The sequence below is a fragment of the Pseudactinotalea sp. HY160 genome, from assembly GCF_009372055.1.
Taxonomy (GTDB): domain Bacteria; phylum Actinomycetota; class Actinomycetes; order Actinomycetales; family Beutenbergiaceae; genus HY158.
On the sequence record NZ_WHMT01000002.1, the window covers coordinates 16,756 to 38,851 of the forward strand.

Annotated in this window: 19 protein-coding genes; 11 read left to right on the forward strand and 8 right to left on the reverse strand. The window is 73.8% G+C overall.

The window, feature by feature from the left end; translation table 11 throughout:
• The first annotated feature begins 28 nt into the window (after positions 1-28).
• The 8 genes from GCG21_RS02720 to GCG21_RS02755 all read left to right on the forward strand — a co-directional run bounded on the left by GCG21_RS02720 (position 29) and on the right by GCG21_RS02755 (position 8,855).
• The gene (locus GCG21_RS02720) at positions 29-997 is read left to right on the forward strand and encodes an ABC transporter permease (protein ID WP_194928778.1); all 969 of its coding nucleotides are present in this window, start codon (positions 29-31) and stop codon (positions 995-997) included.
• Complete coding sequence (locus GCG21_RS02725) at positions 997-3,045, forward strand: dipeptide/oligopeptide/nickel ABC transporter permease/ATP-binding protein (protein ID WP_152817753.1); 2,049 nt, start codon at positions 997-999, stop codon at positions 3,043-3,045. The genes GCG21_RS02720 and GCG21_RS02725 overlap by 1 nt, the downstream gene beginning before the upstream one ends.
• A complete protein-coding gene (locus tag GCG21_RS02730) occupies positions 3,042-3,848 on the forward strand; it encodes an ABC transporter ATP-binding protein (RefSeq protein WP_152817754.1) in 807 nt (268 codons plus the stop codon). Before GCG21_RS02725 ends, GCG21_RS02730 begins: the two co-directional genes overlap by 4 nt.
• A gap of 78 nt (positions 3,849-3,926) precedes the next feature.
• A complete protein-coding gene (locus tag GCG21_RS02735) occupies positions 3,927-4,877 on the forward strand; it encodes a dihydrodipicolinate synthase family protein (RefSeq protein ID WP_152817755.1) in 951 nt (316 codons plus the stop codon).
• On the forward strand, positions 4,874-5,821 hold the full coding sequence (locus GCG21_RS02740; protein WP_370517228.1) for an ROK family protein: 948 nt from the start codon (positions 4,874-4,876) through the stop codon (positions 5,819-5,821). The genes GCG21_RS02735 and GCG21_RS02740 overlap by 4 nt, the downstream gene beginning before the upstream one ends.
• Positions 5,818-6,531 (forward strand): N-acetylmannosamine-6-phosphate 2-epimerase, encoded by a 714-nt coding sequence (locus GCG21_RS02745; RefSeq protein ID WP_152817756.1) that lies wholly within the window; start codon positions 5,818-5,820, stop codon positions 6,529-6,531. The genes GCG21_RS02740 and GCG21_RS02745 overlap by 4 nt, the downstream gene beginning before the upstream one ends.
• Entirely contained in the window at positions 6,528-7,460 is a 933-nt protein-coding gene (locus tag GCG21_RS02750) for an alpha/beta hydrolase (protein WP_370517229.1), read from the forward strand. The genes GCG21_RS02745 and GCG21_RS02750 overlap by 4 nt, the downstream gene beginning before the upstream one ends.
• A 63-nt stretch (positions 7,461-7,523) precedes the next feature.
• Positions 7,524-8,855, forward strand: a complete 1,332-nt coding sequence (locus GCG21_RS02755) for an MFS transporter (RefSeq protein ID WP_152817758.1) — start codon at positions 7,524-7,526, stop codon at positions 8,853-8,855.
• 150 nt (positions 8,856-9,005) lie between these two features.
• Here GCG21_RS02755 and GCG21_RS02760 read toward each other — a convergent pair whose 3' ends face one another.
• A complete protein-coding gene (locus tag GCG21_RS02760) occupies positions 9,006-11,309 on the reverse strand; it encodes a sodium-translocating pyrophosphatase (RefSeq protein WP_152817995.1) in 2,304 nt (767 codons plus the stop codon).
• A 205-nt stretch (positions 11,310-11,514) separates the two neighbouring features.
• On the opposite strand from GCG21_RS02760, the gene GCG21_RS02765 reads away from it, so the two are divergent.
• Positions 11,515-14,013, forward strand: a complete 2,499-nt coding sequence (locus tag GCG21_RS02765; protein WP_370517230.1) for a DEAD/DEAH box helicase — start codon at positions 11,515-11,517, stop codon at positions 14,011-14,013.
• Between the two features lie 12 nt (positions 14,014-14,025).
• On the opposite strand, the gene GCG21_RS02770 is transcribed toward GCG21_RS02765, so the two are convergent.
• From GCG21_RS02770 to ssd, 7 genes are all read right to left on the reverse strand, one after another.
• Positions 14,026-14,394: an Rv3654c family TadE-like protein gene (locus GCG21_RS02770; RefSeq protein ID WP_152817759.1), complete on the reverse strand. Its 369-nt coding sequence runs from the start codon at positions 14,392-14,394 to the stop codon at positions 14,026-14,028.
• Complete coding sequence (locus GCG21_RS02775; protein ID WP_152817760.1) at positions 14,391-14,768, reverse strand: TadE family type IV pilus minor pilin; 378 nt, start codon at positions 14,766-14,768, stop codon at positions 14,391-14,393. Before GCG21_RS02775 ends, GCG21_RS02770 begins: the two co-directional genes overlap by 4 nt.
• 1 nt (position 14,769) lies before the next feature.
• Positions 14,770-15,003 (reverse strand): DUF4244 domain-containing protein, encoded by a 234-nt coding sequence (locus tag GCG21_RS16555; protein ID WP_152817761.1) that lies wholly within the window; start codon positions 15,001-15,003, stop codon positions 14,770-14,772.
• Positions 15,004-15,246: 243 nt separating this feature from the next.
• Positions 15,247-15,774: a type II secretion system F family protein gene (locus GCG21_RS02785; RefSeq protein ID WP_194164900.1), complete on the reverse strand. Its 528-nt coding sequence runs from the start codon at positions 15,772-15,774 to the stop codon at positions 15,247-15,249.
• On the reverse strand, positions 15,771-16,487 hold the full coding sequence (locus GCG21_RS02790) for a type II secretion protein F (RefSeq protein ID WP_152817763.1): 717 nt from the start codon (positions 16,485-16,487) through the stop codon (positions 15,771-15,773). The genes GCG21_RS02785 and GCG21_RS02790 overlap by 4 nt, the downstream gene beginning before the upstream one ends.
• Before the next feature lies 1 nt (position 16,488).
• Positions 16,489-17,682, reverse strand: coding sequence for a TadA family conjugal transfer-associated ATPase (locus GCG21_RS02795; RefSeq protein ID WP_370517231.1), 1,194 nt, complete (start codon positions 17,680-17,682; stop codon positions 16,489-16,491).
• Positions 17,683-17,687: 5 nt separating this feature from the next.
• Complete coding sequence (ssd, locus tag GCG21_RS02800) at positions 17,688-18,665, reverse strand: septum site-determining protein Ssd (RefSeq protein ID WP_152817765.1); 978 nt, start codon at positions 18,663-18,665, stop codon at positions 17,688-17,690.
• 202 nt (positions 18,666-18,867) lie between these two features.
• Between ssd and GCG21_RS02805 the strand changes: the two genes are divergently transcribed.
• Both GCG21_RS02805 and acs read left to right on the forward strand, forming a co-directional pair.
• A complete protein-coding gene (locus GCG21_RS02805; RefSeq protein WP_152817766.1) occupies positions 18,868-19,902 on the forward strand; it encodes a hypothetical protein in 1,035 nt (344 codons plus the stop codon).
• A 121-nt stretch (positions 19,903-20,023) separates the two neighbouring features.
• On the forward strand, positions 20,024-22,006 hold the full coding sequence (gene acs, locus GCG21_RS02810; protein WP_152817767.1) for an acetate--CoA ligase: 1,983 nt from the start codon (positions 20,024-20,026) through the stop codon (positions 22,004-22,006).
• The last annotated feature ends 90 nt before the right edge of the window (positions 22,007-22,096 follow it).

The following is a 22,096-nucleotide window of genomic DNA, read 5'->3' on the forward strand; positions in this document are numbered from 1 at the left end:
GGGCCGCCAGGGGAAGGAGTAGCGGCTCGTGTCCAACCTCATCCGGCTGATCGGGCGACGCCTGGTCGCGCTGCCGATCATGATCGTCGGCGTGACGTTCCTCGTCTTCGTCGTCATGTCGTTCTCGCCGATCGACCCGGCCCGACTGGCCCTCGGTGAGTCCGCGAGCCCCGAGGCGATCGACGCCTACCGGGACAAGAACGGCCTGAACGACCCGCTGGCCATCAGGTACTTCACGTTCCTGTGGCGGCTCGTCGCCCACGGCGACATGGGGGTGACCTCGGGGAACCAGAAGGTGACCGACGTCGTCCTCCAGGCCTTCCCGATCACGATGCAGCTGACGTTCCTCGGGCTGTTCCTCGCGATCATCCTGGCCGCCGTGCTCGGCGTCGTCGCCGCCCTCTACCGCGACCGGTGGCCCGACCAGGCCATCCGCGTCGTCTCGATCCTCTCGCTCGCCACGCCCTCGTTCTGGCTCGCGATCCTGCTCATCCAGTGGCTCGCCAACGTGCCCGGCGGGTGGGGGATGTTCCCCGCCCTCCTGACCGACTGGGTGCCGCTCTCGGAGGATCCACGGATGTGGCTCAACCAGATCGCGCTGCCGGCGATCGCGCTCGCGGTGCCGGTCTCCGGATCGCTCACCCGCGTCGTGCGCACGGCGATGGTCGAGGAACTCGACAAGGACTACGTCCGCACCGCGATCGGCGCCGGCATCCCCTACCGCGTCGTGGTCTCACGCAACGTCTTCCGCAACGCGCTCATCACGCCCGTGACCGTGCTCGGGCTGCGCGCCGGCTACCTCATGGGCGGGGCGGTGATCATCGAGATCATCTTCAACATCCAGGCGATGGGCCAGCTCATCCTCGACGGCGTCAAACGCAATGACGTGTTCCTCGTCCAGGGCGTCACGCTCACGGTCGCGATCGCCTTCATCGTCGTGAACATCGTCGTCGACCTGCTCTACGTGCTCGTCAATCCACGAATCAGGAGTGTGTGATGCGCCGCCGCCTGACAGAACGCCTCAGCACCCCGGGGCTGCGCTTCGCCTCCGGCCTGCCGCTCGGGGCGCGGATCGGCCTGACCGTCATCGCCATCGTCGCGCTCGCGGCGCTGCTCGCCCCGGTCCTGGCCCCCTACGACCCGCTCGCCTCGGGCACACCCGTCGTGCCCCCGGGCTCCGAACACTGGTTCGGCTCGGACGCCAACGGCCGCGACATCTTCTCGCGCGTGCTCTTCGGCGCCCGCTACTCCCTCGTGATCGGGGTCGGCGCCACCGTGGCCGCGCTCGCCGCCGCCGCCGTGCTCGGGTCGATCGCGGCGACGGCGGGCAAGGCCGTTTCCGAGGTCCTCATGCGGATCATGGACATCATCATGTCCTTCCCCGGCATCGCGCTGGCCGCCGTGTTCATCGCGGTCTTCGGCAATGCCGTACCGGTCCTCGTGTTCACGATCGCCTTCCTGTACACCCCGCAGCTCACCCGCGTGGTCCGCGCGAACGTGCTCGGTGAGCTCGGCGAGGACTACGTCGCCGCCACGAAGGTCATGGGCGCGCGCACCACGTGGATCCTCGTCAAGCACGTCGCCCGCAACTGCATGGCCCCGGTGCTCACGTTCGCGACCGTGCTCGTGGCGGATGCGATCGTGCTCGAGGCGTCGCTCTCGTTCATCAACGCCGGCGTCCGCCCGCCGGACCCCTCGTGGGGGAACATCATGAGCGAGGGCAAGCAGCTCCTGCTCTCCGGCCGCTGGTGGCCGACCTTCTTCCCCGGCCTGATGATCCTCCTGACGACCCTCGCGCTCAACGTGCTCTCCGAGGGCATGACCGACTCGATGGCCACCCCGCGGACCCGCGTGAAGGTCGACGTCGAGGGCGACGAGCGGGCGCTCGAGGCGCGGGGCGCCGACCTGTCCGAGGTGCCCGAGGAGGTCGCCGGTGCCGCACCGTCCCGGCCCGTCGGCGGGATCCGGCCCGAGCCCGAGGAGGAGACGATCGCCCGCACGCTCGAGGAGCGGCTGGCCGCCCTGAGGGCGACCGAGCTGGCCCGCACCGGCGACCGGGCCCGCCTGCGCTACACGAGCGACGAGTCCCCGCTCCTGGAGGTGCGCAACCTCTCGATCGCGTTCCCCGGCGCCCACGGCGACGTGAACATCGTCGACGACGTCTCCTTCAGCGTGCGCCCCGGCGAGACCATGGGCCTCGTCGGGGAGTCCGGCTGCGGGAAGTCGATCACGTCGATGGCGGTCATGGGGCTCCTGCCGCCGACCGCGCGCATCACCGGGGAGATCCTCTTCGACGGCAGAGACGTGCTCGCGATGACCCCGCGCCGGCGCAACGCGCTGCGCGGACACGAACTGGCGATGATCTACCAGGACGCCCTCAGCTCCCTCAACCCCTCGATGCTCATCCGCTCGCAGCTGGCCCAGCTCACCCGCCGCGGCGGGAAGCGCACCGCCACCGAGCTACTCGAACTGGTCGGACTCGACCCGGTGCGCACGCTCAAGTCGTATCCGCACGAGCTCTCCGGCGGGCAGCGTCAGCGCGTGCTCATCGCCATGGCCCTCACGCGCAACCCGCGCCTGATCATGGCCGACGAGCCGACGACCGCGCTCGACGTCACGGTGCAGAAGCAGGTGGTCGACCTGCTGAACGACCTGCGCACCAAGCTCGGCTTCGCCATGGTCTTCGTCTCCCACGACCTGGCCCTCGTGGCCCAGCTCGCCCACCGGATCACGGTCATGTACGCCGGCCAGGTGGTCGAGCAGGCGCAGACCTCCGAACTCCTGACCGATCCCCGGCACGAGTACACCCGCGGCCTGCTCGGCGCGGTCCTCTCGATCGAGGCGGGCGCCGGCCGGCTCCACCAGGTGCCCGGCACCGTGCCCTCCCCGAGCGAGTTCGTCACGGGTGATCGGTTCGCCCCCCGCTCGAGCATGCCGGGCGTGGGCCTCGATCAGAAGCCCGTGCTCCAGCCGGTCGGCGACGCCGACCACGTCGTGGCCACGACCCCCGCCCGGGAAGCCCTCGTCAAGGAAGGTGCGCGATGAGCCCGACCGATGCGACCGAACCGGTGCTGGAGCTCCAGCACGTCGACGTCATCCACAAGACCCGCACCGGGAGGCTCTTCCGCCCCGACACGGTGCACGCGGTCAACGACGTCGACTTCACCGTCGCCCGCGGCGAGACCGTCGGCATCGTCGGGGAGTCCGGCTGCGGGAAGTCCACCCTCGCCCGCGTCATGGTCGGCCTGCAGCCGGTCACGAGCGGCACCGTCCGCTTCCGCGGGCGGGAGCTGGCGAACACCGCGAGGGGACGACGCCTGCTCGGCCGGGCCGTGTCCGTCGTCTTCCAGGATCCCGCCACGGCGCTCAACCCGCGGATGACCGTGCACGACGCGCTCGTCGACCCGCTCGACGTGCACGGCATCGGCTCCCCGCGCGATCGGGAGGCGAAGGTCCGCGAACTGCTGCATCTCGTGGGCCTGCCCCAGTCGGCCCTGGCCGTGCTGCCGCGGCAGATCTCGGGCGGGCAGCGTCAGCGGGTGGCGATCGCCCGGGCGCTGGCCCTCGAGCCGGACGTCATGGTCGCCGACGAGCCCACGAGCGCTCTCGACGTGTCGGTCCGGGCGCAGGTGCTCAACCTGCTGACGGACCTCAAGCGCGAACTCGATCTCGGCATGGTGTTCATCTCCCACGACATCAACACCGTGCGCTACGTCTCCGACCGGATCTGCGTCATGTACTTCGGCCGGATCATCGAGTCCGCACCGACCGAGCAGATCTTCCACTCCCCCGCCGAGGAGTACACCCGCACCCTCCTCGGCGCCGCGCCCGCCCTGCTCGACCAGTAAGTCCGCCATACCCGTCCGGGCACGTTCTGCGCCCGGACCGTCACGCCCCACCGGGGCCATCATCCGAGGAGTTCATCCATGACCGCCGCCCTCCACACCGCCGGGTCCACCACGCTGCGCGGGGTGATCCCCCCGCTGGTCACGCCGCTGACCCCGGAGGGGCACCTCGACGTCCCGAGCCTCGAGCGGGTGATCGACCACCACCTCGCCGGCGGGGTCGACGGCCTGTTCGTGCTCGGCTCGAGCGGCGAGGTCGCCTACTTCGAGGACGAGATGCGCGAGGCGGTGCTCACGGCCGCGATCCGGATCGTCGACGGCCGCGTGCCCGTGCTCGCCGGCTGCATCGACATGCAGACGCGCCGCGTGCTCGCGCACGCGCGCCGCGCCGAGGAGCTCGGGGCGGCCGGCGTCGTGGTGACCGCGCCGTTCTACGCGATCACGGGACCGGAGGAGATCGAGGCCCACTTCCGGGCGATCGGGGCCGCGACCGACCTTCCCCTCTTCGCCTACGACCTGCCCGTGTGCGTGCACGTCAAGCTCGACGGGGCGATGCTCGTGCGGCTCGGCTCCGAGGGCGTGCTCGCCGGGGTCAAGGACTCCTCCGGGGACGACGTCGCCTACCGCCGGCTCATCGCGGCGAACCGGGCGGCCGGCTCCCCGCTCGTCCTCCTCACCGGGCACGAGGTCGTGGTCGACGGCACCTACCTCGCCGGCGGCGACGGATCCGTGCCGGGCCTGGGCAACGTCGACCCGGCGGGCTACGTCCGGCTCGACCGTGCGGCCCGCGCCGGCGACTGGGACGCGGTGCGCCTCGAGCAGGATCGCCTCGCCGCGCTCTTCGAGATCGTCTTCGCGGTCGAGGGGAAGACCGGCCCGGCCGCCGGGGTCGGCGCCTTCAAGACGGCGCTGTGGCTCATGGGCATCTTCGACACGAACACGATGAGCGCCCCGATGACCGCGCTCGAAGGGGCGAACATCGAGCGGGTGCGGGCCGTGCTCGCCTCCCTCGAGATCCCCATGGTGCGGTGAGCACCCCCGACGAGAGGACCACCTCCCTGGCGGTCGACCTCGGCGGCACGAAGACGACGGTCGCGCGGGTGACCGGCGACGGCACCGTCCGCGGCCGGCGAACCGTCCCCACCGGGGCGGCCGGGGGCCCGGGGGACGTCGTCGCCGGCCTCGTCGCGGCCCTCGGCGCCACCCTGGCCGAGGCGACCGCGGCCGGGGAACGCCCGACGGTCATCGGGATCGGCTCCGCCGGGGTGATCGACTCCTCGACCGGGCGGGTCACCTCGGCGACCGACGCGATTCCCGGCTGGGCCGGCACGCACCTGGGTCGGCTGGTCCGGGAGGCCGTCGGACTCGAGACGCACGTGCTCAACGACGTCCATGCCCACGGCCTCGGCGAGGCCGTGTACGGCAGCGGCTCCGGCCGCTCCTCGATGCTCCTGGTCGCGGTCGGCACCGGGATCGGCGGCGCGTTCGTGCTCGAGGGCCGGGTCGTCCTCGGCGCACACTCGGCCGCGGCCCACGTCGGGCACGTGCCCGTGCCCGAGGCGGAGGACGTCCCGTGCCCGTGCGGGCGGGTCGGCCACCTCGAGGGCCTGGCCTCCGGCCCCGGGATCCTCGCCGCCTACCGGCGGGCCGGCGGCGTCGCCGCCGATACCCGCGAGGTCGCGGCCCGGGCCGGCACCGACCCACTCGCGCGCGAGATCCTCACCCGCTGCGCCCGCGCGACCGGGCGGGTCGTGGGCGGGCTGCTCAACGTGCTCGACCCCGAGCTCGTCGTGCTCTCCGGCGGCGTCTCGGAGGCCGGGGAGGCCTGGTGGGACGCCGTGCGCGCGGGCATCGCACTCGATGCGATGACCCTGGTCTCCGACACCCCGGTCGTGGCCGCGAGCGCCGGCCCGGATGCCGCGCTCCTCGGCGCCGCCCACTTCGCCCGCACCCACGACCGTCAGGACACCCCATGACCCCCGATCCCTCCCTGCTCGACCCTCTCCGGGGGCGCCTCGTCGTCTCGTGTCAGGCCTACCCGGGGGAACCGATGCGCACCCCCGAGACGATGCGGCGGGTCGCCCAGGCGGCCGTGCTCGGCGGCGCGGCGGCGATCCGCGCCCAGGGCCTCGACGACATCCGGGAGATCGCCGCGCACGTGACCGTGCCGGTCATCGGGCTCGTCAAGGAGGGTGACGAGGGGGTCTTCATCACCCCCACGCTCGCACTCGCGCTCGACTGCGTCGACGCCGGGGCGGCGATCGTCGCGATCGACGGCACCGACCGGCCGCGGCCGGACGGGCGCGACCTCGACACGGTCGTCGCCGCCGTGCACGAGGCCGGGGCCCTCGTCATGGCCGACTGCGCCACCGTAGCGGACGCGGTCGCCGCGGCGCGGGCCGGCGCCGACCTCGTCGGCACGACCCTCGGCGGCTACGCCCCCGGACGGCCGCGCACGTCCGGGCCGGACCTGGACTTCGTCCGCGAGGCCGTCGCCGCCCTGTCCGGAACCGGGGTGCCGGTCATGGCCGAGGGCCGCATCCACTCCCCCGCCGACGTGGCCGCGGCCTACGGGGCCGGGGCGCACAGCGTGACCGTCGGCACCGCGATCACGCACCCGAGCACGATCACCGGCTGGTTCGTCGCGGCGACTCCCGCAGCGGGTTCGGCGGCCGGGGCGAGGTGAGGCATCCGCTCGACCCGGAGCTCGCCCGGGCTCTCGCCGATCTGCCCGTCCAGGACTTCGCCGACCTGGCCGCGTGCCGGGAACGCTCCGCCGGGCTCGCAGGCGACTACGACTGGTCGGGCCGGAGCGACCTGACCGTCCGCGACGTCGCGCTCGACCGTGGCGACGGGTCCATCCTGACCGTCCGGGTCATCGCCCCGGTCGGGGCTGACCCGGATGCCCCGGTGCTGCTGAGCATCCACGGCGGCGGGTTCTGCCTGGGTCACCCACGCCTCGACGACTCCCGCAACGCCGAGCTGGCGGCCCGGGCCGGGGTCGTCGTCGTCTCGCCGGACTACCGGCTCGCGCCGGAACACCCCTACCCGGCGGGACTGGACGACTGCCACGCGGCCCTGCGGTGGATCGTCTCGGGCGGCCTGGGCCGCTCGCGGGGGCGCCGCATCGGCGTCCTCGGCGACAGCGCCGGCGGCGGACTCGCCGCCGCACTCGCGCTCCGGGTCCGCGACGAGGGCGAGGTCGAACTCGCCGCCCAGTTCCTGCTCGAGCCCGAGCTCGACGCCCGGCTCGAGACGGAGTCGATGATCGGCGGCACCGACACTCCGGTGTGGTTCCTGAGCAACGCCCGGCGCTCCTGGGACTTCTACCTCGGCGGCCGGGAGCCGGACGGGTACGCCTCCCCGGCGCTGGCCCGCAGCGTCGCCGGCCTGCCCCGCACCTACCTCGCCGTCAACCAGGTCGATCCGCTCCGCGACGAGGGCCTCGACTACGCCGCCCGCCTCCTGCGCGCGGGCGTGCCGACCGAGCTGCACTGCTGGCCCGGCGCCTTCCACGGCTTCACGACGATCGAGCACGCCCGCCTGAGCCGGGACGCGCTCGCCGAACTGGTGCGCGTCGTCTCCGGCTATCTCCGCGCGCCCGGCCCCGCCTGATCTGCGCCCGGCCCCGCGCCTGATCTGCCCTGCCCGCCGCCGTGGAGGGCCTAGGTTGGGCACATGACGAGCCCCCACCTGGACGCCCGTGCCCGGCCGCCGCAGCCCGTCCCCCCGAAGGTCGTCCGCGCGTGGGGGCTGTGGGACTTCGGGCAGCAGGCGTTCAACACGGTCATCCTCACGTTCGTCTTCTCGGTCTATCTGACCGACGCGGTGGCCTCGGACCCCACCCGCGGCGCGGCGGTCTTCAGCAACGCCCAGGCCTGGGCGGGACTGGTCATGGCCCTGCTCGCCCCGGCGCTCGGCTCGTGGGGCGACCGGGTGCGCAATTCCAGGCTGCTGCTGGCGATCACCACGGCGGCGACGATCGCCTGCATGGCGCTGCTGTGGTTCACGCGGCCGGAGGACACCTTCCTCGTCTACGGGGCGGTCCTCGTCGCGGCCGCCGGCCTCTTCTCGGAGCTGGCCGGGGTCTTCTACAACGCGATCCTGCTGCGCATCTCCACCCCGGCGACGTATGGGCGCATCTCCGGCTTCGCCTGGGGGCTCGGTTACCTCGGGGGCGTGCTGGCGCTCGTCATCACGCTGTTCGGGTTCGTGCTCGACGACGGGCTGCTCGGCCTCCCGACCGAGAACATGGCGAACATGCGCGCCATCGCGCTCCTGTGTGCGGGCTGGTTCCTCGTGTTCGGGCTGCCCCTGCTCGTGCTGGCGCCGAAGGACCTCCCCCGTGAGGACGAGGGCCGCTTCAACCTGGCGATGGCCTACGGGGAGCTGGCCCGCCGCGTCGCGCACCTGTGGCGCAACGAGCGCCGGCTGCTGCACTTCTTCGTGGCGGCGGCGGTCTACCGGGACGGTTTGAGCGCCGTCTTCGCGTTCGCCGGGGTCCTCGCCGCGAGCGCCTACGGCTTCTCCACCGAGGAGGTCATCTACTTCGGCCTCGCGGCGAACCTCATCGCGGGGGTGAGCACGTGGCTCGCGGGCCGCGCGGACGACCGGTTCGGGCCGCGGGCCGTGATCATCACGTGCCTCGTCGCCATGGTCGCCCTCGGCTCGGTCATCGCGGCCTCCGGCGCCCCGCTCGTGTTCTGGATCTGCGGGATGGCGATCGCGGCGCTCGTCGGCCCGGTGCAGTCGGCCTCCCGGTCGGCGCTCGCGCGGATGTCCACCGCGGAGCAGGCCGGGGAGAACTTCGGCCTGTACGCCACCAGCGGGCGGGCCATCAGCTTCCTCGCGCCGGCGCTGTACACGACCCTCGTGCGGGCCACCGACAATCCGCGGATGGGGATCCTCGGCATCCTCGCCGTGCTCCTCGCCGGCCTGCTCGTCTTCCTGCCGCTGCGCCTGCCGCGCACCACCCCCGCCTCCCCGACCACCCCTCATTTGACGGACTGACCGCCCGCCCTCCTGGTGACCCGGCGCCGGCCCTCCCGCCTGGGGACGACGCAGCCCGCCGCCGTGGATCGGCGGCGGGCTGAGTGTGCTTGAGGGTCGCGGGGCGGCAGGTCGGTTGCGGAGCGGTGGCTCGGCGGCGCACGGACTGGCTCAGCTGCGCACGGACTCCGGCTCCTCGATCGGGTCGGCGAACGAGTCCTCCCGCGACGAGCGCATCCGGGAGACGAAGATCGCGGCCACGGCGATGACCGCGGCCACGATCGCGATCGCGATCCGCAGGCCGTGGTTGGCGTCGGCGGGCACGCTCATGGCCACGACCGCGGGGGCGATGAGGAGCGAGACGAGGTTCATCACCTTGATGAGCGGGTTGATCGCCGGGCCCGCGGTGTCCTTGAACGGGTCGCCGACGGTGTCGCCGATGATGACGGCCTCGTGCGCCGGGGAGTTCTTGCCGCCGTAGGCGCCGTCCTCCACGAGCTTCTTGGCGTTGTCCCACGCGCCACCGGAGTTGGCGAGGAACACCGCCATGAGCACCCCGGCCGCGATCGCCCCGCCGAGGAATCCCGCGAGCGGGCCGACCCCGAGCCCGAAGCCGACGGCGATCGGGGCGAACGCGGCGAGCAGCCCGGGTGTGGCCAGTTCGCGCAGCGAGTCCTTCGTGCAGATGTCGACGACCCGGCCGTACTCGGGGCGGGTCTCACCGGTCATGATGCCGGGGAACTTGCGGAACTGCCGCCGCACCTCGAACACGATGGCGCCCGCGGCGCGGGTGACGGCGTCGATCGCCAGGCCGGAGAACAGGAAGACGACGGCGGCACCGAGGATGGTGCCCACGAGCGTGATCGGGGAGATGATCTCGTAGTCGAGCATCGCCCCGACGAGGGAGTCCCCTCCGGCCGCGGCGGCGTCGCCGATCTTCGCCAGCGCGGTCGAGACCGCGTCGCCGTAGGAGCCGAACAGCGCGGTCGCGGCGAGCACGGCGGTGGCGATCGCGATGCCCTTGGTGATCGCCTTGGTGGTGTTGCCGGCGGCGTCCAGGTCGGTGAGGATCTGGGCGGCCTCGGGCGAGGCGTCCCCGCTCATCTCGGCGATCCCCTGGGCGTTGTCGCTCACGGGCCCGAAGGTGTCCATCGCCACGATGACACCCACGGTCGTGAGGAGTCCGCAGCCGGCGAGGGCGACGAGGAAGAGCGCGAGCCAGATCGATCCGCCCGCGAGCAGGAACGCCCCGCACAGCGCGGCGGCGATGATGCCCGTGGTGTACACGGCCGATTCGAACCCGACGCCGATGCCGGAGAGCACGACGGTCGCCGCACCCGTGCGGGACGTGGCCGCGACGGTCTTCGTGGGGGTGTTCGTGGTGCCGGTGAAGTATCCGGTGAGCCACAGGATGATCCCCGCGAGCACGACGCCGATGACGACGGCCCCGGCGGCCGCGAGGCGGGGGTCGCCCGGGTGGGAGGCGAGGTCGGTGGCCGATCCCGGCACGAGCTCGGCGAAGGAGGAGGGCAGGTACACGAAGGCCGCGATCGCGGCGAGTGCGGCGCCGATGACGGCCGAGATGTAGAAGCCCCGATAGATGGCCTTGAGGCCGTCCTCGTTCCCGCGCACCCGGGTGATCGCGACGCCGAGCACGGCCACGAGTGCCCCCACGGCGGTGACGATGAGCGGGAAGATGAGGCCCTCCTCGCCCATGGTCGCCTTGCCGAGGATGAGTGCCGCGACGAGCATGACGGCGTAGGACTCGAAGAGGTCGGCGGCCATGCCCGCGCAGTCGCCGACGTTGTCGCCGACGTTGTCGGCGATGGTGGCGGCGTTGCGGGGGTCGTCCTCGGGAATGTTGTTCTCCACCTTGCCCACGAGGTCGGCGCCGACGTCGGCGGCCTTGGTGAAGATCCCGCCCCCGACCCGCATGAACATCGCGAGCAGCGCTGCTCCGAAGCCGAAGCCCTCGAGCACGGCCGGGGCGCTCTCGCGGTAGATGAGCACGACCGCTGCGGCGCCGAGCAGCCCGAGTCCGACGACGCTCATGCCCACCGATCCGCCGGTGCGGAACGCGATCCGGGCGCCCTCGGCGTGCCCGCCGGGCCGGGTCGAGGCGGCGGCCACGCGCACGTTCGCGCGGGTGGCGAGCCACATGCCCAGGTAGCCGATGGTGGCCGAGAATCCGGCCCCGACGAGGAACGCGATGGATCGGCCGACTCGGATCCCGGCGTCCCCGGGCAGGAGGAACAGGAGCCCGAACACGACGACGGCGAAGATCGCGAGGGTGCGGAATTGTCGGCTCAGGTACGCCGCGGCCCCCTCCTGGATCGCCTTGGCGATCTCCTGCATCGACGTGGTGCCCTCGCCGGCCGCCAGCACCTGGCGTCTGAGCACGACGGCGATGATGAGCGCGATCACGGCGATGACGGCGATCGCCCCCACGATGACCAGACTCGAGGTCTCGAGCATGAATGCGTCCTCCTTGACGTAGCCCCCTGCACGCACGGCCCGTTGACCGTGAGGGACAGACAGCGCGAGTCTAACCGCCGCCGCCGACCTTCGCGCGAGGTCTTCGGATCGGGGCGCGGCGGGCCCGGTCCGAACCGTCGCCGCCGCGGCCGGCAGCGGCGACAATGGTGGGGTGTTGGGCGGGCGACGGTGGGATGAGTGCGCGGTGCACGTCGAGGTGCTGCCCGCGCGCCCCGGGGCCGTCGAGCCGTGGCCGGACTGGGTCGACGCCGCGCTCGTCGCCGGCTACGGGGCGCGCGGGATCACGCGGCCGTGGGCGCACCAGGTCCGCGGGCTCGCCGCGCTCGCGCAGGGGCGGCACCTGGCGCTCGCGACACCGACCGGGTCGGGCAAGTCGCTCGTCGCGTGGGCGGCGGCGGTCTCCGCGATCCGCGCCCACACCGTGAGCGGGCGGATCTCGCGGCTGACGCATCGCCCGACGACCATCTACCTGAGTCCGACCAAGGCTCTGGCCGCCGATCAGCTCGCGGGCCTGACCGGGCTGCTCGAGGCCGCCGGGATCCGGGACGTGCGTGCCGTGACCGTCGACGGGGACACGCCCGTGGCGGAGCGGGACTGGGCCCGCGACTGGGCCGATCTCGTGCTGACCAACCCGGATCTGCTCCACTTCTCGCTCCTGCCGCGGGCCTCCCGCTGGGCGCGGCTGCTGCGGGGCCTGCGCTACGTCGTCGTGGACGAGATGCATTCCTATCGGGGCATGACCGGCGCGCACGTCTCCCTCGTGCTGCGCCGGCTGCTGCGGCTCGCCGCGCACTACGGGGCCTCGCCCCAGGTGATCGTCGCCTCGGCCACGGCCGCGAATCCGGGGCCGACCGCCGCCCGGCTCATCGGTGTGCCCGCCGATCGGGTGACCGCGGTGACGACGGGCACCTCTCCGGTCGGGCAGCGCACGGTGGTGCTCTGGCAGCCGCCGCCGGTCGATGCCCCGGCGGACACCGGTGGCACGGGCGGCACAGATGGCCCAGATGGCCCAGGTGGCACAGGTGGCCCAGATGGCACAGGTGGCCCAGATGGCACAGATGGCCCAGGTGGCCCAGGTGGCCCAGCCGGCCCAGATGGCACAGATGGCACCGATGGCACGGGCAACCCGGCCGCCGAGGAGGCCGGGCCGCGCCGGTCGACCCTCGTGGAGGCGGCGGACCTGCTCGCCGAGCTCGTGGGCCGGGGCCGGCGCGCGCTCGTGTTCACCCGCTCGCGGATCGGGGCCGAGACGATCGCGACCCTGACGCGGGAATACGTGGAGCGCCGGGGCGGGAACCCCGCGAGTGTGGCGGCCTACCGCGGCGGGTATCTGCCGGAGGAGCGTCGGGCCCTGGAACGCGGGCTGCGCGGGGGCGGCCTGCTCGGCGTCGCGACCACGAACGCGCTCGAGCTGGGCGTGGACATCACGGGCCTGGACGCCGTGGTGATCGCGGGCTGGCCCGGCACCCACGCCTCGTTCTGGCAGCAGGCCGGGCGGGCCGGCCGGGCGGGGGCGGAGGGGCTGACGGTGCTCATCGCCTCCGAGAACCCGCTCGACGCCTACCTCGTGCACCACCCCGAGGCGGTCTTCTCCTCCGGCGTCGAACTGTCGACCTTCGATCCGCAGAACCCGCACGTCCTCGCCCCGCACCTGTGCGCTGCAGCGGCGGAGCTGCCGCTGACGGAGGCCGACCTGACCTGGTTCGCGCCGGCGGAGCCCGCCCCGCCGACGCGGGCGGCGGGCACGCCGGATCCCGCGGGGGCGCAGGCCACGCTGCGCGCCCTCCTCGCCGAGCTCGTGGCCCGGGGCCTGCTGCGGGCGCGCCCCAAGGGCTGGTACTGGAACTACGACCGGCCCGAGTCCCCGACCTCACTTACCGACCTGCGCGGCGGCGGGGGCGCGGCCGTCTCGGTGGTCGAGGCCGCCACCGGGCGGATGATCGGCACCGTGGATGCGGCCCGCGCCGACGCCGCGGTGCACGCCGGCGCGGTCTACGTGCACCAGGGCGCGACGTTCGAGGTGCTCTCCTACACCGGTGACGTCGCCGTGGTGGAGCCGTCGAACGCCCCGCACCGGACCCGGCCGCACACCCACACCCGGGTCCGGGTGGGCGGCGTGAGCGCCGAACGCTCGTGCGGCCCGGTCACGTGGCAGCACGGCCCGGTCGAGGTGACGACCCAGGTCACCGGCTTCGACCGGCGCCGCGTGCCACAGCTGGACCTCATCGGCTCCTACACCCTCGACCTGCCCGAACGTACCCTCCACACGATGAGCACCTGGTGGACCGTGCCCGCCGAGACGCTCGCCGAGGCGGGCGTGGGCGCCGCGTCGCTCCCGGGCGCACTCCACGCGGCCGAGCACGCCCAGATCGCCCTGCTCGGGCTCGTGGCCACGTGCGACCGCTGGGACCTGGGCGGGTTGTCGACCTCGCTGCACGAGCACACGTTCGCCCCCACGGTCTTCGTGCACGACGCCTTCCCCGGCGGGTCCGGCTTCGCCCGGCGTGGCTTCGACGCCGCCCGGGACTGGATCGCGGCGACGCTCGCGGCGGTCCGCGACTGCCCGTGCTCAGGCGGCTGCCCGCTGTGCATCCAGTCGCCCAAGTGCGGCAACGGGAATTCCCCGCTCGACAAGAGCGGCGCCGTGCGGGTGTTGACGTTCCTCGCCGGCTCCTTCGGCTGAGCTCCGCCGCCCTCATCGGACCGGTCCCGCGCGCGCGGCGGCCCACGCGTTCCCGGATCCGAGGAGCGGCAGGTTGCTGGGCACCCGGACTCGCACCAGCACGACACCGCCCGGGTCCTGAACACACGACGCGATCCGGGCGTCGTTGCGCCGAGCGACCTGCCCGGCGGCGCCACAGCCGTCCCCGGCACGAACGGCCTGCGCGGCGCCGGCGAGGGCGGCGAGGTCCGCCGCGCCCTGGGCCCGTGCCCGGGCCGAGTATGCCTGCACGAGTCCGGCGAGCACGATCGCGGCGAGCAGCGCGGCGCAGGCGACGGCGAGGGTAAGGACGGTGGCGGAGCCGCGGTCCCGGCCCGCCCCACCGGCAGGCGTGTCGTTCATGGGGCCCTCCCGTCCGGCTCGGACGGCGTGGTGAAGGTCGAGTGCACGCTCCACGGGCCGGCGAACAGGGCGAAGTCGACCGGGCAGGTGACGGTCACGCTCACCCAGGCGGCGTCGTCCTCGATCGCCACGCTCGCGGCGGATGCACTCGCCTCGGCGATCTGCACGATCTCCTCCCGCCCCTGCCCCAGGGCCGCCGCCCGGGTGGCGGCCCGCGCGGCGTCGGTGCACTGGAGCCGGGTGACCCCGGCGGCGAGCACCGTGAGCACGAGCACCAGCGCCACCACCACCGCGGGCAGCACGATCGCGAACTCCGCGGTGACGGCGCCGGCCTCCCGCGCCTTCCCACGACGCGTGCCCGCGGCGGTGGTCATCTCATCCTCCGACCGACAGCGCCCGCTGGATGATCTCCACCAGGAACCCGCGCACCTGATCGCTGCGCAGGATCACGAGCAGCAGGCCTGCGAACCCGGCCGCGGCCAGGGTCGCGATCGCGTACTCGGCGGTTGCCATCCCGGCCTGGGGAATCGCTCGCACGCGCCGCCACCGTGACCGGTACCCGGCCCGGCAGCGGCGCACGAGGCGCCGGAACTGATTGATCACCTTCATGGATGCTCCCTTCTCCTTCGATCACCGAAGCCGGGTTCCCGGCCCCGGGTGAGCCATCGGGCTCGATCCCACCGTGGCCGATCCGGGCGGGACCGTGCCGGAGCCCGACCCCGCGCTGTGGAGGGGCGGGGAGGCTGTGGACGGCCCGGCGTCTGCCGCACGCGGTGAGCGCGGCAGAGCAGGCACAGCAAACACAGCAGGCAGACCAGCCGGAACGGCGAGTGGGGCACAGTGACCGCGGGTTCAGCCCAGGAGGCTCAGGCCGGAGCTCGCCAGCACGGGCACGAGCCCGAGCAGGACGAAGGCGGGCAGGAGGCACAGACCGACGGGCAGCACGAGCCGCACCCCGAGCCGGGCGGCGGCGGAGCGGGCCGCGGACCGGCGCTCGGACCGGACGGCCCGTGCCGACTGCACGAGCAGCCCGGTCGGGTCCACGCCGTCGCCCCACGCGGGCTCGAGGGTGGCCCCGAGGGGATGGTCTCCCCACGCCTGCGGCCAGGAGGAGCCGAGCTCGAGCGCCCGCGCCGCCGTTTCCAGGCGTGCTCCCTCGTTCCCGCCGAGCGCGGCGCCGACCACTCCGACGGCCTGCGGGATCGAGGCGCCCGCACGGAGTGCGACCGCGAGCAGGTCGATCACGACCGCCGGGTCGACCGAGCGCGGACGCGCGGCAGGCGGGCGGGCGGCTCGGCGGCGTGGGGACCGCGGCCCCCACGGTGCCGCGAGGAGCGCGGCCGCCGCGGCGACGAGGAGAGTGCTCAGCACGATGCTCATCGGCCGGCCCGTTCGGCACCGGCGACGAGGGAGTGGATCCACAGGTGGCCGGCGACGGTGAGTCCGATCGCGAGCAGCCCCACGGCCGCTCCCCACCATGATCCGAGCAGCCAGCCGAGCGGGTCGGCACCGAGACCCGTGCCGAGGACGAGCCCTCCGAGCGGCAGCCAGCCGAGGAGCCGGGCCGTGGCCCGCGGACCGCCAAGCGCTCCGGCCCGATCGGAGGCCGCCCGGCCCGCCTCCTCGATCCCGTCGGCGCAGGCGTCGAGGACCACGGCGAGCTCGGCCCCGAGACCGGCGGCCACCTCTCGGGCGGCCATCGCCGAGTCCACCGCGGTCCGGACGGCGGCCCCGCGGGACCGGCCGCCCCGGCGCCGCGTGTTCCGGGTGTCCACGCCCGTCAGCTCGGCGCGCAGCGCCTCGGCCACCGGCGGCGAGGCACCCCGCAACGACCGCTGCCAGGCGACCTCCGGCGCCATCCCGGCGCGCAGCCGAGCCGCCACCGCGACGAGCACGGTGCCCACCTCGTTCTCGGGCCGGCCAGTGGATCGGGCCCGCCGGACCGCCCGGAGGCGGCTCTCGAGCATCCGGGCGAGGCTCCACCGGCTCCGCGCGCGCCGCATCGAGCGGGGGGCCCGTGGCACACCCGGTACGGCCCACAGGCTCACGGCGGCAACGATCGCGGCCCAGGCCAGCCATGCGGACCCGCCCATGTCACCCTCCCCCCGGGGCCGGCGCAACGCCCGCGTCATCCGCCCCGACATCGGCCCTGTCACCGGCACCGCCATCGACCCCGTCGAGTCGTGCGGCGAGCGCCTCCCACCCCGGCCCGTAGCGCAGCCCGGCGGCGGTCACGGTCACGGCCCGCTCGGCCCGGAAGTCGGCGGTGAAGGTGGCCACGTGGTCGAGGTACCGCCGGCCGGACGAATCGCGGCGCAGGTGCACGAGCGCATCGATCGCGGCCGTCGCCTGGGCCGCGACGGCCGCGGCCTCCATGCCCGCGAGCGCGCCGAGGGCGAGGAGCCGGGCCGGCACGTCGGTCGCGGCGTTGGCGTGCACGGTGGCCAGCCCGCCGTCGTGACCCGTGTTGAGCGCCGAGAGCACCTCCCGCACCTCCGCGCCGCGGCACTCCCCGAGCACGAGCCGGTCGGGACGCATCCGCATGGCCGCGCGCACGAGATCGGCCAGCGCCACGGCACCCGCACCCTGCACGTTCGGCGGCCTCCCCTGCAGGTGCACGACATGGGGATGATCCGGGGCGAGCTCGGCCGCCTCCTCGATGATGACGATCCGCTCGCTGCTCGGCACCCGGGAGAGGACCGCGGCCACGAGGGTCGTCTTGCCCACGCCCGCGGCTCCCGAGACGAGCATGTTCGCGCGGCGGCTGCGGAGCCGGTCGACGATCTCCGCGAGACGGGGATGGAGGAATCCGGCCGCGATGAGGTCCTGCCAGCGCCGCGCCCGGCGGTTCCCGGTGCGCAGGCTGATGTGCACGCCGCCGTCGACCAGCGGCGGCAGGACCGCGTGCAGGCGAGTGCCGTCCGGGAGGCGTCCGTCGACGATCGGGGCCGCCTCGTCGAGCCGCTGACCCGCGAGCGTGGCGAGCCGCACGGCGAAGCCGCGGGCGTCCTCGATCCGGGTGCCGGTCCGTTCCAGGCCGCGGCCGCGGTCCACCCAGATCGCGGCCTCGCCGTTGACGAGCACGTCGGTCACCGCGGGATCGTCGAGCAGCGGCTGCACGATCCGGCCGGCCCCGTGGATCTCCGCGGCCGCGTCGCGAAGCAGCCCCCACGTCGCGGCATCGCTGCGGGCAGGCGCGGCCCGGACGGCGCCGGTGAGGCTCCCGCCCGCGCTCACGAGGCGTTCCCGGATGCCCTCGAGCTCCCCGGGGCCCTGCGGCGGCGACACGGCACTCAGTCCGAGAGGTGCAGGTCGCGCACGAGCCCGCGAGCGAGCCGCACGAGCGGGCCACGACTCGCCTCCCCCGGCGCCAGTCCCCGCTCCATCGCCGCGGGAAGCGATCGTTCGGTGCGCATGGCGCCGGCGAGCGTGAGCCCGCAGAACTCGGCCATCTCCGCGGGGGTGAAGCCGTCACGGATCGGCCCGCGCACCACGAGCCGCGCGTCCTGCCCGCCTACGAGTTCGGCCAGGCGCCGAGCTGCGGCCGCGGCGGGGCCGTCGGGAGTGGTGAGGACGAGCACGACGTCGCACCATTGCCCGGCGACTCCGGCAGCCACGGCATGCCGCGGCAGATCCAGGACGACCGCATCGTGGGACTGCGCCAGCGCCATGATCACCCCGTCCGCATTCGCCGTGAGCGCGGCCGGCCGGGTGTCGGTGCTCAGCACCCGCACTCCCATCCACACCGGGAGGGCGTTCGCGAGTTCGCCCGGGTCGATCGATCCCGCCCCCACGAGGTCGGGCCACCGCAGGCCCGGATGGCCCTCGATCCCGAGGAGCACCTCGAGCGGGGCACCGTCCGCGCCGTCGACGAGCGCGACCGTCAACGCCTGGGCCGCGCTCACCCGAGCGAGGACCGCGGCGAGGGCGGAGGCCCCGAGGCCCCCGCGGGCACCGACGACCCCGACGACCCGCGCCCGCACCCGCCGGTTGGCCGCGCGGGCGAGGGCGAGGAGCCGATCGGCCCCGGCCGGGAGGACGAGGGTGCCGGCCTCGATCTCACGGGTTCCCACCCGGGCGGATCGGTTGCCGGCGTGGCGCCAGCGCTCGTCCGCCCGATCGGCGCCGTCGAGGGCGAGGCCGACCTCCGCCGGAGGATCGGCATGGTCCGGATAGACCGCGACCGGCAGCCCGGCCACCGCCAGCACGGCCCGGACCGCCTCGATCGTCTCCGCCGACTCGCTCCGCAGCGCCACCGGTGTCTCGGCCATCTCGTCCTCCCCGTCGTCTCGGACCACCCTGACGCCTTCCCGTCCGCGCGTCACGGTCGCCCGCCCCGCCTGTGGACGGCCGCGCACCTTGTGGACACGTGGGCGGACAGGTGGGCGGACACGGGCGCCGGACGGCGTGGCTCCTCACCCCGCGCGGGCTCCTCGCTACCGTGGTGCCTACGCTCAGTCCACTGGAGGCAGAATGTCCGAGCCGAACGATCCGCTCAGTTCCTACAGCGGCGCACGCGTCACACCCGCACCCCCCGAATCCGTGGCCGGCACCGGCCCCGAGATGTCGCAGCGCCCCGAGGGCGGGGACGCCGAGGACCGGGAGCAGCACGCCCCGGCCCCGTGGACACCGCAGACCACCGCCGCACCGAGTGCCGAGGACGACGAGGCTCTCCGGCAGGAACGCGCGCGCCGGTTCGGGCCGGGCCGCGACGAGGGCGGCGATCCCGCGGGCGGGAGCGATCCGGCCGGCGTCCCCGGCGAGGAGGAGCCCGCCTCGACCTTCGAGGACTCCGGGCCCGCGACGACCGCCTTCGGCCCGGGCTCCACCGAGCTCCTGGCCGAGGAGGAGTCCGCGCACGCCCCGACCGGTCCGGTCACCCCGCTCCCGGCCTCCCCGGCCGGCGGCATCGGCTCGATCGGTGCCGTGCCCGCGACCCGGTCCATGCCCTCGACGCCCGTGGCCCACGTGAGCCCCCCGGAGCCCGCGGAGCCGGCCGACCCGTTCGAGGGCTTCAACGAGGGGCCGGAGTCCCGCGCGGCCGCCCACTGGTGGGTCGTGCTCGTCTCGCTCGTGTTCGTGCCCGTGGCCTGGTACCTCCTCGCCGACGGCGGCGAGCGCCTCTCGTGGAGCATCGAGCACAGCGAGACGGTGAACGTCTGGGCCTACGTCGAGCTCGGCGCCGGGCTGCTCGCGGCGATCATCGTGCTGCTCGCGGCGCGCTGGTCCTCGGTGGGCCCGATCATCCTGGGCTCGATCACGGCCCTCCTCGGCGCGGCGTACCTCGCGTTCCCCGACCGGGCACAGGACTTCCTCGCCGACTATGCCGAGATCTTCACCCGCCTCGGACAGTTCGGCCAGAACGTGCTCGACCACCTGCAGCGGGACGCCGTGACCGGACGCCTGCTCACCTTCGGGGTCGTCCTCATCATGGCGGGGGTCATCTCCCACGGCGCGCGCCGGCAGGGTCGCCGCGAGGAACGGATCCGTTCCGAGCTCGAGGGCTGAGCACCCGACCCGAGAAGAATTCTCGGTTTCAACATAAATCGTGGCGCCCGTCACGCACACGCTGAAAATAGTTCTAGGCTGGTAGGCGTCAACGTCGCCATCGCTCCCGTCTGGAGGTCCCATGACCGAGCCAACCACTCCCGCCCTAGAGAACCTGCTCGAGGAACGCCGGGAGTTCCCCCCGCCCGCCGAATTCGCGGCCGCCGCGGTCGCCCAGCCCGAGATCTACGAACGGGCGGCGGCCGACCGCGAGGGGTTCTGGGCCGACCAGGCCCGCCGGCTGCTCACGTGGGACACGCCGTTCACGCAGGTACTCGACTTCTCCCAGGCCCCCCGGGCCTCCTGGTTCGCCGACGGCACCCTGAACGCCGCCTACAACGCCCTCGACCGGCACGTCGAGGCGGGGCGGGGCGACCGCGTGGCGCTGCTGTTCGAGGGGGAGCCGGGAGACACCGCCGCCCTGACGTATGCCGACCTGCTCGAGCAGGTCAAGCGCGCCGCGAACACGCTCGAGAGCCTTGGGGTCGCGACCGGTGACCGCGTGGCCATCTACCTGCCGATGATCCCCGAGGCGATCGTGGCGATGCTCGCCTGCGCCCGCATCGGCGCCCCCCACTCGGTCGTCTTCGGCGGGTTCTCGGCCGAGGCGCTCCACTCGCGCATCGTCGACGCGGACGCCCGCGTCGTCATCACCGCCGACGGCGGCTACCGCCGCGGCAAGCCCTCGGCCCTCAAGCCGGCGGTCGACGAGGCCCTCGAGCACGAGGACAGCCCGGTCGAGCACGTGCTCGTCGTGCGCCGCACCGGCCAGGAGGTCGCCTGGTCGAAGGGGCGGGACCTGTGGTGGCACGAGCAGCTCGAGGCCGCGAGCACCGACCACCGCGCCGTGCCCGTGCCCGCCGAGCACCCGCTGTACATCCTCTACACCTCCGGAACGACCGGGAAGCCGAAGGGGATCCTGCACACGACCGGCGGCTACCTCACCCAGTGCGCCTTCACCCACGAGGTCGTCTTCGACCTCAAGCCGGAGACCGACGTCTACTGGTGCACCGCCGACGTCGGCTGGGTGACCGGGCACTCCTACGTCACGTACGGCCCGCTCATCAACGGCGCCACCCAGGTGCTCTACGAGGGCACCCCCGACACGCCGCACCAGGGCCGCTGGTGGGAGCTCGTGGAGAAGTACGGCGTCACGATCCTCTACACCGCGCCGACCGCGATCCGCACGTGCATGAAGTGGGGCGAGGACATCCCGGCGAAGTTCGACCTCAGCTCGCTGCGCGTGCTCGGCAGCGTCGGGGAGCCGATCAACCCGGAGGCGTGGATGTGGTACCGCCGGGTCATCGGCGCCGACCGCACCCCCGTGGTGGACACGTGGTGGCAGACCGAGACCGGCGCGATCATGATCTCCCCGCTGCCCGGGATCACGGCCGCCAAGCCCGGCGCCGCCCAGACGCCGCTGCCCGGGATCAGCGCCCAGGTGTGGGACGAGGCCGGCGCGGACGTCGGCCCCGGCGGCGGCGGATACCTCGTGCTCACCGAGCCGTGGCCGTCGATGCTCCGGGGGATCTGGGGCGACGAGCAGCGCTACAAGGACACGTACTGGTCCCACTTCGAGGGCACCTACTTCGCGGGCGACGGCGCCAAGTACGACGACGACGGCGACATCTGGCTGCTCGGCCGGGTCGACGACGTCATGAACGTCTCGGGCCACCGGCTCTCGACCACCGAGATCGAATCGGCTCTCGTCTCCCACGACTGGGTCGCCGAGGCCGCCGTCGTGGGCGCGAGCGACGACACGACCGGCCAGGCGGTCGTCGCGTTCGTCATCCTGCGCCACGAGGCGGTCGCGGAGGCCGGAGGCGGCGGCGAGGAGGTCGTGGCCACGCTGCGCGCCCACGTGGCCAAGGAGATCGGCCCGATCGCCAAGCCGCGCTCGATCCTCGTGGTGGGCGAGCTTCCCAAGACGCGTTCGGGCAAGATCATGCGCCGGCTGCTGCGCGACGTGGCCGAGAACCGGCCGGTCGGCGACGTGACGACGCTGGCGGACAACTCGGTCATGAACCTGATCCAGGAGGGCCTCGCCGGCGGCTCCGGCAGCTGAGCGCTCGACCTACGGACGGCGTCACTCACCCGCGCGGGCGAGTGACGCCGTCCGTTCGCTCCCCCTCGCACGGCGCCCGGTAACCTGGCG

What these genes read in the sequence shown, in the direction of transcription:
- GCG21_RS02725 (WP_152817753.1), top strand. Translation starts at nt 997, where the DNA reads ATGCGCCGCCGCCTGACAGAACGCCTCAGCACCCCGGGGCTGCGCTTC.
- GCG21_RS02730 (WP_152817754.1), top strand. Translation starts at nt 3,042, where the DNA reads ATGAGCCCGACCGATGCGACCGAACCGGTGCTGGAGCTCCAGCACGTC.
- GCG21_RS02735 (WP_152817755.1), top strand. Translation starts at nt 3,927, where the DNA reads ATGACCGCCGCCCTCCACACCGCCGGGTCCACCACGCTGCGCGGGGTG.
- GCG21_RS02745 (WP_152817756.1), top strand. Translation starts at nt 5,818, where the DNA reads ATGACCCCCGATCCCTCCCTGCTCGACCCTCTCCGGGGGCGCCTCGTC.
- GCG21_RS02755 (WP_152817758.1), top strand. Translation starts at nt 7,524, where the DNA reads ATGACGAGCCCCCACCTGGACGCCCGTGCCCGGCCGCCGCAGCCCGTC.
- GCG21_RS02760 (WP_152817995.1), bottom strand. Translation starts at nt 11,309, where the DNA reads ATGCTCGAGACCTCGAGTCTGGTCATCGTGGGGGCGATCGCCGTCATC.
- GCG21_RS02770 (WP_152817759.1), bottom strand. Translation starts at nt 14,394, where the DNA reads ATGAACGACACGCCTGCCGGTGGGGCGGGCCGGGACCGCGGCTCCGCC.
- GCG21_RS02775 (WP_152817760.1), bottom strand. Translation starts at nt 14,768, where the DNA reads ATGACCACCGCCGCGGGCACGCGTCGTGGGAAGGCGCGGGAGGCCGGC.
- GCG21_RS16555 (WP_152817761.1), bottom strand. Translation starts at nt 15,003, where the DNA reads ATGAAGGTGATCAATCAGTTCCGGCGCCTCGTGCGCCGCTGCCGGGCC.
- GCG21_RS02785 (WP_194164900.1), bottom strand. Translation starts at nt 15,774, where the DNA reads ATGAGCATCGTGCTGAGCACTCTCCTCGTCGCCGCGGCGGCCGCGCTC.
- GCG21_RS02790 (WP_152817763.1), bottom strand. Translation starts at nt 16,487, where the DNA reads ATGGGCGGGTCCGCATGGCTGGCCTGGGCCGCGATCGTTGCCGCCGTG.
- ssd (WP_152817765.1), bottom strand. Translation starts at nt 18,665, where the DNA reads ATGGCCGAGACACCGGTGGCGCTGCGGAGCGAGTCGGCGGAGACGATC.
- GCG21_RS02805 (WP_152817766.1), top strand. Translation starts at nt 18,868, where the DNA reads ATGTCCGAGCCGAACGATCCGCTCAGTTCCTACAGCGGCGCACGCGTC.
- acs (WP_152817767.1), top strand. Translation starts at nt 20,024, where the DNA reads ATGACCGAGCCAACCACTCCCGCCCTAGAGAACCTGCTCGAGGAACGC.